This is a genomic window from Kitasatospora sp. NPDC056327 (assembly GCF_042261735.1).
Lineage (GTDB): Bacteria > Actinomycetota > Actinomycetes > Streptomycetales > Streptomycetaceae > Kitasatospora.
This window is the reverse complement of record NZ_JBHJRC010000074.1, coordinates 1-13,186: the sequence shown is the minus strand read 5'-3', so window position 1 is coordinate 13,186 and position 13,186 is coordinate 1. Positions and strand designations below refer to the sequence as shown.

11 protein-coding genes are annotated in these 13,186 nt (G+C 76.0%); 7 read left to right on the top strand and 4 right to left on the bottom strand.

Annotated elements, in window-relative coordinates; all coding sequences use genetic code 11:
* Positions 1 to 92 precede the first annotated feature (92 nt).
* The 4 genes from ACFCX4_RS13710 to ACFCX4_RS13695 all read left to right on the top strand — a co-directional run bounded on the left by ACFCX4_RS13710 (position 93) and on the right by ACFCX4_RS13695 (position 4,020).
* Positions 93 to 1,187, top strand: a complete 1,095-nt coding sequence (locus ACFCX4_RS13710) for an AAA family ATPase (RefSeq protein WP_376141742.1) — start codon at positions 93 to 95, stop codon at positions 1,185 to 1,187.
* Positions 1,184 to 2,608 carry a DUF58 domain-containing protein gene (locus ACFCX4_RS13705; RefSeq protein ID WP_376141739.1) on the top strand — a complete coding sequence of 475 codons (1,425 nt, stop codon included), beginning with the start codon at positions 1,184 to 1,186 and terminating at the stop codon, positions 2,606 to 2,608. Before ACFCX4_RS13710 ends, ACFCX4_RS13705 begins: the two co-directional genes overlap by 4 nt.
* Complete coding sequence (locus ACFCX4_RS13700) at positions 2,605 to 3,135, top strand: hypothetical protein (protein WP_376141737.1); 531 nt, start codon at positions 2,605 to 2,607, stop codon at positions 3,133 to 3,135. Before ACFCX4_RS13705 ends, ACFCX4_RS13700 begins: the two co-directional genes overlap by 4 nt.
* 405 nt (positions 3,136 to 3,540) lie before the next feature.
* On the top strand, positions 3,541 to 4,020 hold the full coding sequence (locus ACFCX4_RS13695; protein ID WP_376141734.1) for an RICIN domain-containing protein: 480 nt from the start codon (positions 3,541 to 3,543) through the stop codon (positions 4,018 to 4,020).
* A 265-nt stretch (positions 4,021 to 4,285) separates the two neighbouring features.
* On the opposite strand, the gene soxR is transcribed toward ACFCX4_RS13695, so the two are convergent.
* Positions 4,286 to 4,789, bottom strand: a complete 504-nt coding sequence (gene soxR, locus ACFCX4_RS13690; protein WP_376141732.1) for a redox-sensitive transcriptional activator SoxR — start codon at positions 4,787 to 4,789, stop codon at positions 4,286 to 4,288.
* Positions 4,790 to 4,844: 55 nt separating this feature from the next.
* On the opposite strand from soxR, the gene ACFCX4_RS13685 reads away from it, so the two are divergent.
* Both ACFCX4_RS13685 and ACFCX4_RS13680 read left to right on the top strand, forming a co-directional pair.
* Complete coding sequence (locus ACFCX4_RS13685) at positions 4,845 to 5,543, top strand: transketolase (RefSeq protein WP_376141730.1); 699 nt, start codon at positions 4,845 to 4,847, stop codon at positions 5,541 to 5,543.
* 22 nt (positions 5,544 to 5,565) lie between these two features.
* The gene (locus tag ACFCX4_RS13680; RefSeq protein ID WP_376141727.1) at positions 5,566 to 6,459 is read left to right on the top strand and encodes a transketolase family protein; all 894 of its coding nucleotides are present in this window, start codon (positions 5,566 to 5,568) and stop codon (positions 6,457 to 6,459) included.
* 7 nt (positions 6,460 to 6,466) lie between these two features.
* On the opposite strand, the gene treZ is transcribed toward ACFCX4_RS13680, so the two are convergent.
* The 3 genes from treZ to ACFCX4_RS13665 form a co-directional block, all read right to left on the bottom strand.
* A complete protein-coding gene (gene treZ / locus ACFCX4_RS13675) occupies positions 6,467 to 8,185 on the bottom strand; it encodes a malto-oligosyltrehalose trehalohydrolase (protein WP_376141724.1) in 1,719 nt (572 codons plus the stop codon).
* Positions 8,182 to 10,716: a malto-oligosyltrehalose synthase gene (gene treY / locus ACFCX4_RS13670; protein ID WP_376141721.1), complete on the bottom strand. Its 2,535-nt coding sequence runs from the start codon at positions 10,714 to 10,716 to the stop codon at positions 8,182 to 8,184. Before treY ends, treZ begins: the two co-directional genes overlap by 4 nt.
* 133 nt (positions 10,717 to 10,849) lie before the next feature.
* Positions 10,850 to 11,632, bottom strand: coding sequence for a hypothetical protein (locus ACFCX4_RS13665; RefSeq protein ID WP_376141718.1), 783 nt, complete (start codon positions 11,630 to 11,632; stop codon positions 10,850 to 10,852).
* 580 nt (positions 11,633 to 12,212) lie between these two features.
* On the opposite strand from ACFCX4_RS13665, the gene ACFCX4_RS13660 reads away from it, so the two are divergent.
* Positions 12,213 to 13,082, top strand: a complete 870-nt coding sequence (locus ACFCX4_RS13660; protein WP_376141715.1) for a LysR family transcriptional regulator — start codon at positions 12,213 to 12,215, stop codon at positions 13,080 to 13,082.
* The last annotated feature ends 104 nt before the right edge of the window (positions 13,083 to 13,186 follow it).

Here is a 13,186-nt window from a genome sequence, read left to right as displayed (position 1 = left end):
CCACCCACCCCTGCTTCCGTCCCCGCCACCCCCTTCGCCGTTCCGCCGCCGCGGCCCGACCGCCGCCGGCCCACCGCCCCGTCAGGAGAGCCATGACCACCGCCCCGCAGGCCCCGGCCGGTCCGACCACCGGACCGGCCGACGACCCGGCCGCCCCGGGCGGGGCCGGCCCGCTGACGCCGCAGCAGGCCGGGGAGCGCGCCCGCGCGGTGCTGCGGGAGATCGAGCGCGCCGTCGTCGGCAAGCCCGAGGCGCTGCGCCTGGTGATGCTGGGCATCCTCGCCGGGGGCCACGTGCTGATCGAGGACCTGCCCGGGCTCGGCAAGACGCTGCTGGCCCGCTCGTTCGCGACCACCCTGGGGCTGGACTTCCGCCGGATCCAGTTCACGCCCGACCTGCTGCCCTCGGACGTCACCGGCGCGCCGTTCTACGACCAGCACAGCGGTGAGATGGTGTTCCGGCCCGGCCCGCTCTTCACCCAGCTGCTGCTGGCCGACGAGATCAACCGCACCCCGCCGAAGACCCAGGCCGCGCTGCTGGAGGCGATGGCCGAGGGCCAGGTCTCGGTCGACGGGGAGACCCGCCTCCTGCCGCGGCCCTTCGCGGTGATCGCCACCGCCAACCCGATCGAGTACGAGGGCACCTACGCCCTCCCGGAGGCGCAGCTGGACCGGTTCCTGCTCCGGGTGCGGATGGGGTACCTGTCCACCGGCCTGGAGGCCGCGATGCTGCGCGCCCGGCTGGACCGGTCCGCCCCCGAGGCGGTCCTGGACGCCGTCTGCGGCCCCGCCGAACTGCTCGCCGTGCGGGCCGCGGTGGAGCGGGTGGAGGTCGACGACGACCTGGTGGACTACGTGATCGCGCTGATCGACGCCACCCGCCGCGATCCGCAGATCGAGGTCGGCGCCTCGCCGCGCGGAGGGCTGGCACTGGTGCAACTGGGCCGCGCCCGCGCGCTGCTGGAGGGCCGCGACTACCTGACGCCGGAGGACGTCAAGGAGCTCGCCGTGCCCGCGCTGGCCCACCGCATCACCCTCAAGCCGGAGTTGTGGGTGCGCCAGGTCGAGGCGGACGAGGTGGTGTCCCGGCTGGTGGCCCGGGTGCCGGCGCCGCAGACCCTGCCGCGCGTCGCGGCCGCCTCCGGTGCCGGGGCGGCCGCGGGTCCGGGCGAGGACGCCGCGCGGTGAGCGCCGAGCGCACCGGGACGGCCCCCGCCGCCCCGCCGTCCGCCGTTCCGCCGCCCGCCGGCGGGACCGCCCCGGCCGCCCCGGCCGCCCCGCCCGCCGACCCGGCGACCGAACGGATCCTCGCCCGCAGCGGCCGGGCCACCGCCGAAGGCCTGCCCAGCAACCCGCCCTCGCCGCACTGGCGCCCCACCGAGCGGACCCTGCGTCTGCTGACCGTCGCCACCGCCGCCGCCGTCGCGGCCCTCGTCACCGGGCACGCCTGGCTGTTCGCGCTCGCCGCCGCCCCGGCCGTCCTGCTCCTGCTGGCCTCCCCCGGCGGCAGCCGGCCCACCGGCCTGGACGCCACCGCCGTGGTCACGCCGCGCCGCTGCTTCGAGGGCGAGCGCATCACCGCCCGCGTCGAGATCGCGCACGACGGACGGACCGGCCCGCTCGACCCCGTGATCGCCCTGGGCCCCGGCACGGTCCTGGAGGGGCTGACCGTCCGCGCGACCGGGGTCGACCTGGCGCTGCGCGCCGACCGCTGGGGCCGCTGGAGCCTGGGCACCGTCGACATCGACGTGCACGACGCGGGCGCCCTGGCCCGCCGGACCGTGCGCGTCGCGCTCGGCAGCGCGGACGTCTTCCCGGTGCCCGCGGCGGCCCGGTTCACCCCGGTCCCGGTCCGGCTGCCCGAGCGGATCGGCGAGCACACCACCCGCCACGAGGGCTCCGGCGTCGAGGTGACCGGCGTGCGCCCGCACATCCACGGCGAACGCCAGCGACGCATCCACTGGCCGTCCACCACCCGCCGCGGCAGCATCCAGATCAACCGGTTCGCCGCCGAGCGGGCCTCCGACGCGGTGGTCCTGCTCGACACCTTCGACGACTTCCAGGACCCGGCCACCGGGCTGTCCAGCCTGGACGAGAGCCTGCGCGCGGCCGCCGGACTGACCCGCGCCCACCTGCGCCGGCACGACCGGGTCGGCCTGGTCGCGGTCGGCGGACAGTTGCGGTGGCTCACCGCCGCGACCGGCGAACGCCAGTTCCACCGGATGGTCGAGGCGGTGCTGGAGGTCCGTCAGGACCGCGCCCACCGGGGGCCGGTGCCGCCCCGGCTGCCGCTGCCCGCGCTGCCCCGGCACGCCCTGGTCCACGCGTTCACGCCGCTGGCCGACCAGCGGATCCTGGAGGTGCTCGGCCGCGTCGGGGACCACGGCAACCCGCTCGTCGTGGTGGAGATCCCGGTGGGCGAACCGGTCGTCGACCAGGACGACGAGGTGGGCGGACCGGCCCTGAGGCTCTGGCGCGCCGAGCGCGAGGCGATGCGGGCGGCCCTGCGCGCCCGCGGCGTCCCGGTCGTCCGCCACACCCCCGGCGAGGCGCTCGACCTCGCGCTCGCGCCGCTGCTGCGGCGCCGGATCGCGGGAGGTTCCCGATGACGGGCCGCAGCGCGCGGTGGCGGGAGCGCGCCCTGCTCCGTCTGGTCGCCGGTGCCCTGGCGGCGGCCTGCGCCGGGGTGGGCGCCGAGGGGAGCGTCTTCGACCGGACCGGGCCGATCGGGCTGGCCGTCCTGCTCGCGCTGGCGGTCGTGGCGGCCCCGCCGCCGCCGGAGCCGGCCGAGCGGCCCAGCACCTTCCCGGCCCGCCTGGCGGCCCGGCGCACCACGATGACGGCGGCCGGCTGCGTCCTGCTCGCCGCGGCGGGCGAGCCCGGCCCCTGGCGGGGCGCGGCCGCCGCCGTGCTGCTGACCGCCTACCTCCTGCTCCTCGACGCCCTCGGCCCCGAACGCCGCCGCCCCCGGCCCGCCCACACCCTCGCGGCCCTGGCCGCCTCGGCGCTCGTCCTGCCGGCCGCCTTCGCCGACACCGGCGCGGGCGAGTGGTCGCGCCCGTTGGCCCTGCTCGGCGTCGTGGCGGCCGCGACGGGCCTCGGTCTCGCCCTGCGCGCCCGCGGCCGGGAGAACTGACGGCGGCGGGCCCGTCGACGCTGCCGGACTCCGGGCCCACCGTCGCCGCCGGGCCGACCGTCGCCGCCGGGCAGGCCGCCGTCGCCGGATCCGGCCAAGTTGCCGTCGCGAGCCTCCCGCGCGCCCGGTGACCCGTTGTGCACCTTTCCCGCCGCCTCGTCCGGCATTGCCATGACATCCGTCCGTCGGCGAACTCTGTCCAGCGGGGACCGGGCGGAGCGCGGCATGCCGTTCGGGGAAAACCGGCGGGAATTGTTCCATTCACGTCCCGGAAACACGGATGGGTCCATTCCGGGTGGCCGAACGCGGGCCTGCCGGGAGCACCGGAAATCCACCGCGAGGGAATTGTTGGATAAGTTCGGCATCGACCGGTCACGGGGCCGGTCGACACCGGAAGGAATTGCGATGAAGCTCTTCAAGCGCTCCGCCGCCCTCGTCGCCTCGACGGCGGTCCTCGCCGGCGGGATGACGTTCCTGGTCGCCGGTCAGGCCGACGCCGCTCCCGGCCGGGCCGGTCTCGCCTCCGGCTACGTCACCCTCACCAACCTCGCCACCAGCCGCGTCCTGGACAGCAACGGCAATGGCGACGTCTACACCCTGGGCGCCAACGGCGGCTCCTACCAGGTCTGGTGGGCCGAGGACCTGGGTGGCAACACCTTCACCCTGAAGAACCTGGCCACCGGCCGGTGCCTGGACAGCAACGGTGCCGGCAACGTCTACACCCTCGGCTGCAACGGCGGCAGCTACCAGAAGTGGGTCAAGGAGTGGGGCGGCAACGGCTGGTTCTACCGGGACCTCGCCACCGGCGGCTACCTGGACAGCAACGTCAACGGGAACGTCTACACGCTGGCCGGCAACGGCGGCAGCTACCAGAAGTGGAACTGACCCGCGGCTGAATGAAATGTGACCGCCCTCCCCGGTGCCGCGTGCGCCGGGGAGGGCTCCCGCGTTTTCCTGGGGAAATCGGCGTACTTTCCTTTTGCGCCCCGTCGGAAGACGGGGGCCGAACGGCGGGGGTCGAACGGTGGTCCGGCGGAATTCCGTGCGAACTCGTGTCCGAACGTACGAATGTCCGAACACCCCGGCCGGATCCACGCTCGGCGGCACGGCACGGCACGACACGGGCCCGGCACGGTGCCGGGCCGCCCGGTCACTCCTCGAAGGCGTCGACGGACGGCTCCGGGCCGGTGGCGGGGTCACGGGTGAGGAGGTAGCGGGCACCGGGCCCGGCCGCGCCGGCGCGGTCGCCGGCGTTGTAGAGGCCGCAGCGGGTGAGCGACAGGCAGCCGCAGCCGATGCAGCCGGTGAGCTTGGCCTTCAGCCGCTCCAGCTCCGCGATCTGCTCGTCGATCCGGGTCTGCCAGGACTCCGCGACGCCGTCCCACTCGGCACCGCTGGGCGCGCGGTGCTCGGGCAGGCGGTCCAGGGCGACCTTGGCCTCCTCCAGCGACAGCCCGACCCGCTGGGCCGCCCGGACGAAGGCGATCCGGCGCAGCGTGCCGCGGGTGTAGCGGCGCTGGTTGCCGGTGGTGCGGGTGGCGTGGATCAGCCCCAGCCGCTCGTAGTACCGCAGGGCGGAGGCGGCGAGGCCGCTGCGCTCGCCGAGCTGGCCGATGGTGAGCAGGTCGTGGCGGGCGGGGCTGTTCGCGCTCATGGGCGTCACTGTAGCGCTTGACCTGAAGTCCGCTTCAAGTTGCAGCATCGGGGGCATGACGACGACCCCGATCCTCCCCGGCTACGCCGAGCTGCCGGGTCTGATGGCGCTGATGACCGGCGACGAGAAGCACGACCCCGCCGCCACCTCCACCCTGGACGCCCTGTGGGTGCTCTACGACCGGGTCCTGCGGGTGACCCCGGACACCGTCGACGACCAGGAGCGGGATCGCTTCCTGCTCTCCAAGGGCCACGGCCCGATGGCCTACTACGCGGTGCTCGCGGCCAAGGGCTTCCTGGACCCGGCCGTGCTGCCGAGCTTCGGCGCCTACGACTCGCCGCTCGGCCACCACCCGGACCGGCTGCTGATCCCCGGGGCGGAGATCAGCTCGGGCTCGCTGGGCCACGGCCTGCCGATCGCGGTCGGCGCGGCGCTCGGTCTGCGGGCCCAGGGGCTGGGCGACCCGGCGGTCTGGGTGCTGATCGGGGACGCCGAGTTCGACGAGGGCTCCAACCACGAGGCGGTGGCCTTCGCCGGCGCCTTCGGCCTGGACCGCCTGCACGCCCTGGTGATCGACAACTCCTCGGCCACGCACGGCTGGCAGGGCGGCATCGCGGCACGCTTCGCCGCCGAGGGCTGGTCGGCGGAGACGGTCGACGGCCGCGACCACGAGGCGCTGTACGCCGCGTACACCGCACGGCACCCGGGCCGGCCGCGCGCCGTGGTGGCCCGCGTCGAGCCCAAGAACTCCTGAACCGGGAAGGAACCCCACGATCATGGACAGCATGCGCGAGCGCTTCATCGGGATCACGTCCGCCCTGCTGGACGAGGACCCGCGGCTGGCCGTCGTCCTGGCGGACGTCAGCGCCGCCGGCTTCCGGGAGGCCGCCGCACGGCACCCGGACCGGCTGATCAACGTCGGCATCCGCGAGCAACTGCTGATCGGCGCCACCGCCGGGCTGGCCCTCACCGGGCTCCGGCCGGTCGCCCACACCTTCGCGAGCTTCCTCGTCGAGCGCCCCTTCGAGCAGGTCAAGCTGGACCTCGGCCACCAGGGCGTCGGTGCCGTGCTGGTGAGCGCGGCCGGCTCCTACGACTGGCCGGCCGGTGGGCGCACCCACATGGCGCCCGGGGACGTCGCCCTGCTGGACACCCTGCCCGACTGGACGGTGCACGTCCCCGGCCACCCGGACGAGGCGGAGCGGCTGCTGCGGCACGCGGTCGCGGACGGCGACCGCAAGGTGTACGTCCGGCTCTCCGAGCACCGCAACGAGCACGCCGTCGACGTCGAGGCCGGCCGGTTCGCCGTCGTCCGGCGGGGGAGCCGGGGCACGGTGGTCGCGGTCGGCCCGATGCTGGACGCGGTGCTCGCCGCCACCGGGAACCTCGACGTCACGGTGCTGTACGCGGCCACCGTCCGCCCGTTCGACGGTGCCGCGCTGCGGGCCGCCACCGAGCTGGTCGCCGACGTGGTGCTGGTCGAGCCGTACCTGGCCGGGACCTCGGCCAACGAGGCGCACGAGGCGCTCGCCGACCGCCCGCACCGGGTGCTGGCGCTCGGCGTGCCGCGCGCCGAGCACCGGCAGTACGGCTCGGTCCCCGAGCACCTGACCGCCTACGGCCTGGACGCCCACGGGCTGCGCGGGCGGATCGGCGCCTTCCTGGGGTGACCGGCGGTCACCCCTCCAGGACCGCGACGGAGTCGGGCCCCAGGGTGAGCCGGCCGCCCTCGGCGGTGTGCTCCCCGAAGGCCGCCACCACCTCCCCGCCGAGCGGCAGCACCAGCGCCCGCGGGCCGAGGTTGACCGCCACCCGGTGCCGGCCCCGGTGGACCACCAGTGACCCGGCCTCCTCGTCGGCGTCCGCCCGGACGGCCGCCAGGTCGGGGTCCGACAGCTCCGGCCGCTCCCGCCGGAGCCGGAGCAGCAGCCGGTACCACTCCAGCAGCCGGTCGTGCGGCGCGCGCCGCGGCTCGGTCCAGTCGAGGACGGAGCGCAGCACGGTGGCGGGCTCCTGGGGGTCCGGCACCGCGTCGGCCGGCCAGCCGTGCTCGGTGAACTCCCGGCGCCGGCCCCGGCGGACGGCCTCCGCGAGGTTCGGGTCGGTGTGGTCGGTGAAGTACTGCCAGGGCGTGGCCGCGCCCCACTCCTCGCCCATGAACAGCATCGGGGTGAACGGCGAGGTGAGCACCAGGGCGGCGCCGCAGGCGAGCCGGCCGGGGGAGAGGCCGGTGGAGATGCGGTCGCCGAGCGCCCGGTTGCCGACCTGGTCGTGGGTCTGGAGGTAGCCGAGCAGCCGCTCGCCGTGCGCGGGCGGGAACGGCCGGCCGTGGTGGCGGCCGCGGAACGAGGACCAGGTGCCGTCGTGGAAGAACCCCCGGGTGAGCGCCCTGGCGACGGCGGTGAGCGGGGCGGCGGCGAAGTCCCCGTAGTAGCCCTGGGACTCACCGGTGAGGGCGCAGTGCAGGGCGTGGTGGAAGTCGTCGCTCCACTGGGCGGCGAGGCCGTGCCCGCCGGCCTCGCGCGGGGCGGTGGTGCGCGGGTCGTTGAGGTCGGACTCGGCGATCAGGAACAGCGGCCGGTTGGTCGCCACCGCCAGCCGGTCGACCTCGGTGGCGAGTTCCTCCAGGAAGTGGACCGCCCGGTCGTCGGCGAGGGCGTGCACGGCGTCCAGCCGCAGGCCGTCGATCCGGTAGTCGCGCAGCCAGGCCAGCGCGCTGCCGACGAGGTAGGCGCGCACCTCGTCGGAGCCGGGCGCGTCCAGGTTGACGGCCGAGCCCCACGGGGTGTGGTGGCGCTCGGTGAAGTACGGTCCGAACTGCGGGAGGTGATTGCCGGCCGGGCCGAGGTGGTTGTGCACCACGTCGAGGACGACGCCGATGCCCTTGCGGTGGGCGGCGTCGACGAAGCGCTTCAGGCCCTCCGGCCCGCCGTAGGGCTCGTGCACCGCCCAGAGCGAGACGCCGTCGTACCCCCAGCCGTGCTTGCCGGGGAAGGGGCAGACCGGCATCAGTTCGACGAAGTCGACGCCGAGTCCCGCCAGGTGGTCCAGGTGCCGGGCCGCCGCGTCGAAGGTGCCGGCGGCGGTGAAGGTGCCCAGGTGCAGCTCGTACAGGACGGCCCCGGCGAGCGGACGCCCGCGCCACCCGGTGTGCGACCAGTTGAAGGCGGCGTGGTCGACGGCCCGGCTGGGGCCGTCGGGGCCGTGCGGCTGGCGGGGCGAGCGCGGGTCGGGCAGCGGGCGGCCGCCGTCGAGCACGAACGCGTAGTCCCCGGCGGGTGCCTCGCCGTGCCACCACCCCGCGCGGTCCGCGTCCCGGTGCAGCGGGTGCCGGGCGCCGTCGACGGCGACCTCGACCCGCTCGGCGGCGTACGGGGCCCAGACCCGGTACCTCATGCGGTGCTCCTCCTGGTCAGCAGGGCCACCGGGAGGTCGGCCAGCAGGTCGTCCAGCGGGACCGCCCCGGAGGGGAAGTGCCGTCGCGTCAGTTCGTCGGTCCAGTCGCCGCCGGCGGGCAGGTGCAGTTCGGTGCCGCGCCAGCCGCCGGAGCTGGCCAGGCGGTACGGCAGGCGGGTGACGGCGGTGACGACGTCCGGTCCGCGTCCGAAGGCGAGCAGGTGGCCGGCGGCCGGGCCGACGGCGGTGAGCGGGCGGTGGGCGCCCAGCGGCCGGGTGCGGCGCAGGTGCAGGGCGGTGGTGGTGAGGTGCAGCTTCTCCCGGGCGAGGTCGCCGGGGCGGGCGGCCGGTGCGTCGGTGAGCCGTACGGCCAGGGCGCCGAGGTCGACGGCGCGCCGGTTGTCGGGGTCGACCAGGGTGTGCAGCGGTTCCTCGCTGCCCTGGTAGAGGTCCGGCACGCCGGGCACGGTGAGGTGCAGCAGCGCGGCGGCGAGCGTGTTGGACCGCGCGTACGGGGCGATCGCGGCCACCCGGCCCTCGATCCGGGGCAGCAGGCCGGGGTTGCCGAAGACGGCGTGCACCCGGTCGGCGAGGGCGCGTTCGAAGCGGATGTCCTGCGTCGTCCAGGAGGTGTGGACCTTGGCCTCCCGGGCGGCCTTGAGCACCGCGGCGACCAGCCGCTCCGGGGTGACCGGCCAGGCGGCGACCAGGGTCTGCCAGAGCGTCCAGTCACTGTCGGGGTCGGGACCGGGACCGGCGCGGCCGGCCGGCCCGTGCCCCGCGGCGGTGGACCAGGCGGCGGCCTCGGCGGCCCAGTCCTCGGGCTGCTCGGCCAGCACGGCGAGCCGGGCACGGGCGTCGGCGCTGCGCTTGGTGTCATGGGTGGAGAGCACCGTCATGGTGTGCGGCCAGTGCCGTTCCACGTAGTGGCACCAGGCGTGGAAGTCCTCCGGCCGCAGTCCGGGCCGGGCCGGGTCGCCGCCGACCTCGTTCAGGCCGAGCAGGGCGTTCCAGCGGTAGAAGGCGGTGTCCTCGACGCCCTTGGCGGCCACCGCGGCGGCGGTCTGGGCGAACCGGACGGCGAACTCGTCCTGTTCGGGACCGCCCCCGAGCGCGCCCGCGGCGAGGCCGGCGACGAAGCGGTCCGTCGCGTCGGTCGGTCCGTCGTCGGCCCCGCGCGCGGCCGCCAGCTGTGCGGCCGAGGCCTCCGGAAGCGGCTCCCCGGGCCGTACGTACGGGCGGTACGCCGGGTAGCCGGTGAGCAGCCGGCGCAGCGCGGCGCGCAGCCGCTCCGGCGGGTGGTCGGCGTGGGCGGGCTCGGTGGCGCCGAGCCGCAGGGCCAGCCGGACCAGCCGCGACACCTCGGCGGCCAGCTCGCCCCCGGGGCCGGTCATGTCGGCGCGCCCCCGCCGGGCGGCGGCCAGTGCCGGGTGCGGGTCGGCACAGGGTTCTCCGCGCGGCCCGGCCCCGGTGAGGAAGGCCTCGTACAGCCCGGCCAGCCGGCAGGCGCCCGCGTGGTCGGTGAGGACCCCGTCGATCCGGCGCAGCGCGTCGTAGCCGGTGGTGCCGGCGCAGGGCCAGTCGGCGGGCAGCCGCTCGTCCCCGGTGAGGATCTTCTCCACCACCGTGTACGCCCCGCCGGTGGCCCCGGCGAGCCGCTCCAGGTAGCCGCGGGGGTCGGCGAGCCCGTCGGGGTGGTCGATCCGGAAGCCGTCGAGCACGCCCTCGCGGTGCAGCCGCAGCAGCACGCCGTGGGTGGCCTCGAAGACCTCCGGGTCCTCCACCCGGACGGCGATCAGCTCGTTGACGGTGAAGAACCGCCGGTAGTTGAGCTCGGTGCGGGCCAGCCGCCACCACGCGAGCCGGTACCACTGCCGTCCGAGCAGTTCCGGCAGCGCCAGCTCCTCGGTGCCGGGGCGCAGCGGCAGCACGTGGTCGTGGTAGCGGAGGGTGTCGCCGTCGACGGCGAGCTGGTCGAGGACGGCGCCGAGCCGGTCGCCGAGCAGCGGCAGCAGCACCCGGCCGCGCGCCGGGGCGTCCGCGGGGCCGCTCTGGGCGGTCCAGTCGATGTCGAACCAGCGCGCGTACGGGGAGTCGGGCCCGTCCCGCAGGACCTGCCAGAGCGGCCGGTTGAGGTGTTCGGGGACGGGCACGGCCATGTGGTTGGGCACCACGTCGGCGATCAGCCGCAGGCCGTGGCGGTGTGCCTCGGCGGCCAGCGCGCGCAGGGCCGGCTCGCCGCCGAGCTGTTCGGAGACGTGGCCGTGGTCGACGGTGTCGTACCCGTGGGCGGAGCCGGGCGCGGCGGTCAGCAGGGGGGAGAGGTGCAGGTGGGAGACGCCGAGGGCGGCCAGGTAGGGGACGGCGGCGGTGGCGTCGCGCAGGGTGAAGCCGGGCTGGAGCTGGAGCCGGTACGTGGCGGTGGGGACGGTGCGGGGACCGGAGCCGGCACCGGCGGCCGGGGCGGCGGCCGTGGCCGGGGGGACTGCGGCGGCCGGGCGGGGCTGCGCGGGCTCGGCGGCGTGGGTCATGCCTCCATGCCTACCCGGCGGGGCGCGGGGGCAAGACCCGTTGCTGGCCCGAACAGGTGAGCGGCGCCCGCACCCGGGCGGCCGGCCGCGGCCCGCCCGCCGCCGCAGCCGGACACCGGACGCCGGGCGGCCGTCAGGCGTCCGGGCCCCGCACCACCTCCGTCCGGCGGCGCCACCGGCCCCCTCGGCGCGGCCGCCTGCGCACCCCGTAGTAGTACCGGATGTCGGGATTCCAGTGCCCGCCGAATTCGAGCCGCAGCACCAGCCCGTGCCGGGCCCGCGCGGCGAGCACCTTCTCCACCGCGTCCGGGTCGTCACGCCGCCAGGAGTACAGCCCGCCGTCGGCGGGGAGCGGCGGCGGGTCGGGGAGCGGGCTGCCCGGGAGGTCCCAGTCGAGGGTCGTGCCGGACATCGCGATCCGGGGCGGCGGGCGCTCCGTCCCGTCCGCCCGCAGGCCGCCGTCCCGGTAGTGGGCCAGCGCCGCGGCGACGGTGCCCGGCTGCTCCGGCAGCCGCGGGTCCCCCGCCAGGCCGGTGCCCCAGCCGGCCACCTCGGCGTCCCGGATCCGGCGCAGCAGCTCGGGCACCTCCAGCGGGGTGGAGAAGTAGGCGCTGCCGGTGACCTGGCCGACCATGTGCCAGGCGCGGATGCCCGTGGCGTGGGAGTGGTCCGTCCGGAAGCAGCGGTCGCTGAGCCGGGTGAGGACGTGGGTCACCCCCGGCACGCCGCCGAGGCGCTCGACCAGGCCGTCGATCCGGCCGATCTCCCGGGCCCGGGCGGCGTCGGCCTCGAAGGAGACGGCGTGGGCCCGCAGGGCGCGGTCGGAGGGGACGGGGAAGCGGCGGCGCACGGCCTCGAAGGCCTGCTGGGGCGCCGCCAGGAGGTACCAGAGCGGGTTGACGTCCTCGGCCGCCACGGGCGCCCCCTTCGTGCCGGACGGCCCCGGTCCGCCGTCGCCGATCATTGCGGACCCCACCGTCGCCCGGACGCGGGGCGCCGCGCAAGGGCCGCCGGGGAACCGGTACCGGACACCGCCCGGACGGGACGGGGCCGCCGGTTGTCCGGAATCCGCGCTGCCGGTCGTGCGCGCCGGGCCGTCCGGCCGGGGCCGGCCCGCCGGCGGGTTCCGGACACCGCTGTTCAGCCCGCGTCCGGCGGGAGCGGTGGGGGCGGTGACCCGGAGGGTCTCCACTTCCGGACCCGCAGAATCCAGTCATGCCGACGGATCGCTGTCGTACATTCGATCGATGATGGAAGATGGGTCCGTTCGGCAGGGTGGGAGACGAGAGTCGGCAGGGGGCTGAGCTGTGATCCACGACGGCCTGATCGATACGCCCCGAACGCCAGTCGAGCCTTGACCGATGTTCGCACGTCGATGAATCGGCGGATTCCGGCGGCCGGGCCGCCCGGTGAAAGTTCCCGTGAAATGCGTTCTGCTTTCCGGACGCGCGCACCCCGTTTCCGTGGGTGCGCCTTTTGAGATCGGGTGTGAGAAAGTGGCGCAGCGTGACATCGAGCTGAAACTTCTGCGCGCCCTCGTCGCCGTGGTCGACGAGGGCGGTTTTGCCCGTGCCTCACAGGCACTCCATGTGACGCAGCCGACCATCAGTCAGCAGATCCAGCGTCTGGAGTGCATTCTTCAGGAACCGGTCTTCCAGCGCGACAAAAGGCCGCTGCGGCTCACACCGGCCGGCCGGGAGGTGCTGGCCCACGCCCGGCGCGTGATTCTGCTGAACAACGAGGTGCTCGGCACCATCGCGGGTCTGCGCGGCCAGGAATGGTTCAGCATGGGCTGTTCGGTGCATTTCGCCGACGGGTTGCGCGCCATGCTCAGCCAGCTCGCCACCGAAAGACCGGGATTCCGCTGCGCCACCGCCACCGGGCTCAGTGCGGTGCTCGCCGACAAACTCGCGCTCGGGGAACTGGAGGCGGCCGTCCTGCTGGGCACCGAGACACCGCACTGCGAGATGCTCGGCCGGATGCACCTGGCCTGGTTCGGGCAGGTCCGGGTGGTGCCCGAGGACCGTCTCCCGGTGGCGCTGGTCGGTGAGCGTTCGGCGCTCAGCCGGCGGATCGTCGAGACGCTCGCCGAGAACCGGGTGCCCTGGCGGTCGGCGCCCTGGTGCTCCGACCCCCTGGCCGTCCGGGCCTCGGTCCAGGCGGGGCTCGCCTACACCGTCCTCACCGCGGACGCCCATCACCGCGACCCCTCGCTGCGCCCGGCACCGCTCGACGCCCTGCGGGCCGCGCCGGCACCGCTCCCGGTGTACCTGGCCTTCTCGCCGACGGCGCGGGAGCCCGTCGTCGAGGCGGCCCGGGCGGCGGCCCGCGTGGCGCTCAAGGGCCTTCCCCTGTCGCTGCCCTAGGGACGGCCCGCCGAGGTCCGCCCGCGGTGCCGCCGTGGTGGCCGTCACGGGGGAGATCACCGCCGAGGGCACCTCGGACGTGCTGGTGCTCACCACCTTCGACC

Bases quoted from the DNA above. Each gene is read 5' to 3' on its own strand.
- ACFCX4_RS13710 (WP_376141742.1), top strand. From the start codon at position 93: ATGACCACCGCCCCGCAGGCCCCGGCCGGTCCGACCACCGGACCGGCC.
- ACFCX4_RS13700 (WP_376141737.1), top strand. From the start codon at position 2,605: ATGACGGGCCGCAGCGCGCGGTGGCGGGAGCGCGCCCTGCTCCGTCTG.
- ACFCX4_RS13695 (WP_376141734.1), top strand. From the start codon at position 3,541: ATGAAGCTCTTCAAGCGCTCCGCCGCCCTCGTCGCCTCGACGGCGGTC.
- soxR (WP_376141732.1), bottom strand. From the start codon at position 4,789: ATGAGCGCGAACAGCCCCGCCCGCCACGACCTGCTCACCATCGGCCAG.
- ACFCX4_RS13685 (WP_376141730.1), top strand. From the start codon at position 4,845: ATGACGACGACCCCGATCCTCCCCGGCTACGCCGAGCTGCCGGGTCTG.
- ACFCX4_RS13680 (WP_376141727.1), top strand. From the start codon at position 5,566: ATGGACAGCATGCGCGAGCGCTTCATCGGGATCACGTCCGCCCTGCTG.
- treZ (WP_376141724.1), bottom strand. From the start codon at position 8,185: ATGAGGTACCGGGTCTGGGCCCCGTACGCCGCCGAGCGGGTCGAGGTC.
- treY (WP_376141721.1), bottom strand. From the start codon at position 10,716: ATGACCCACGCCGCCGAGCCCGCGCAGCCCCGCCCGGCCGCCGCAGTC.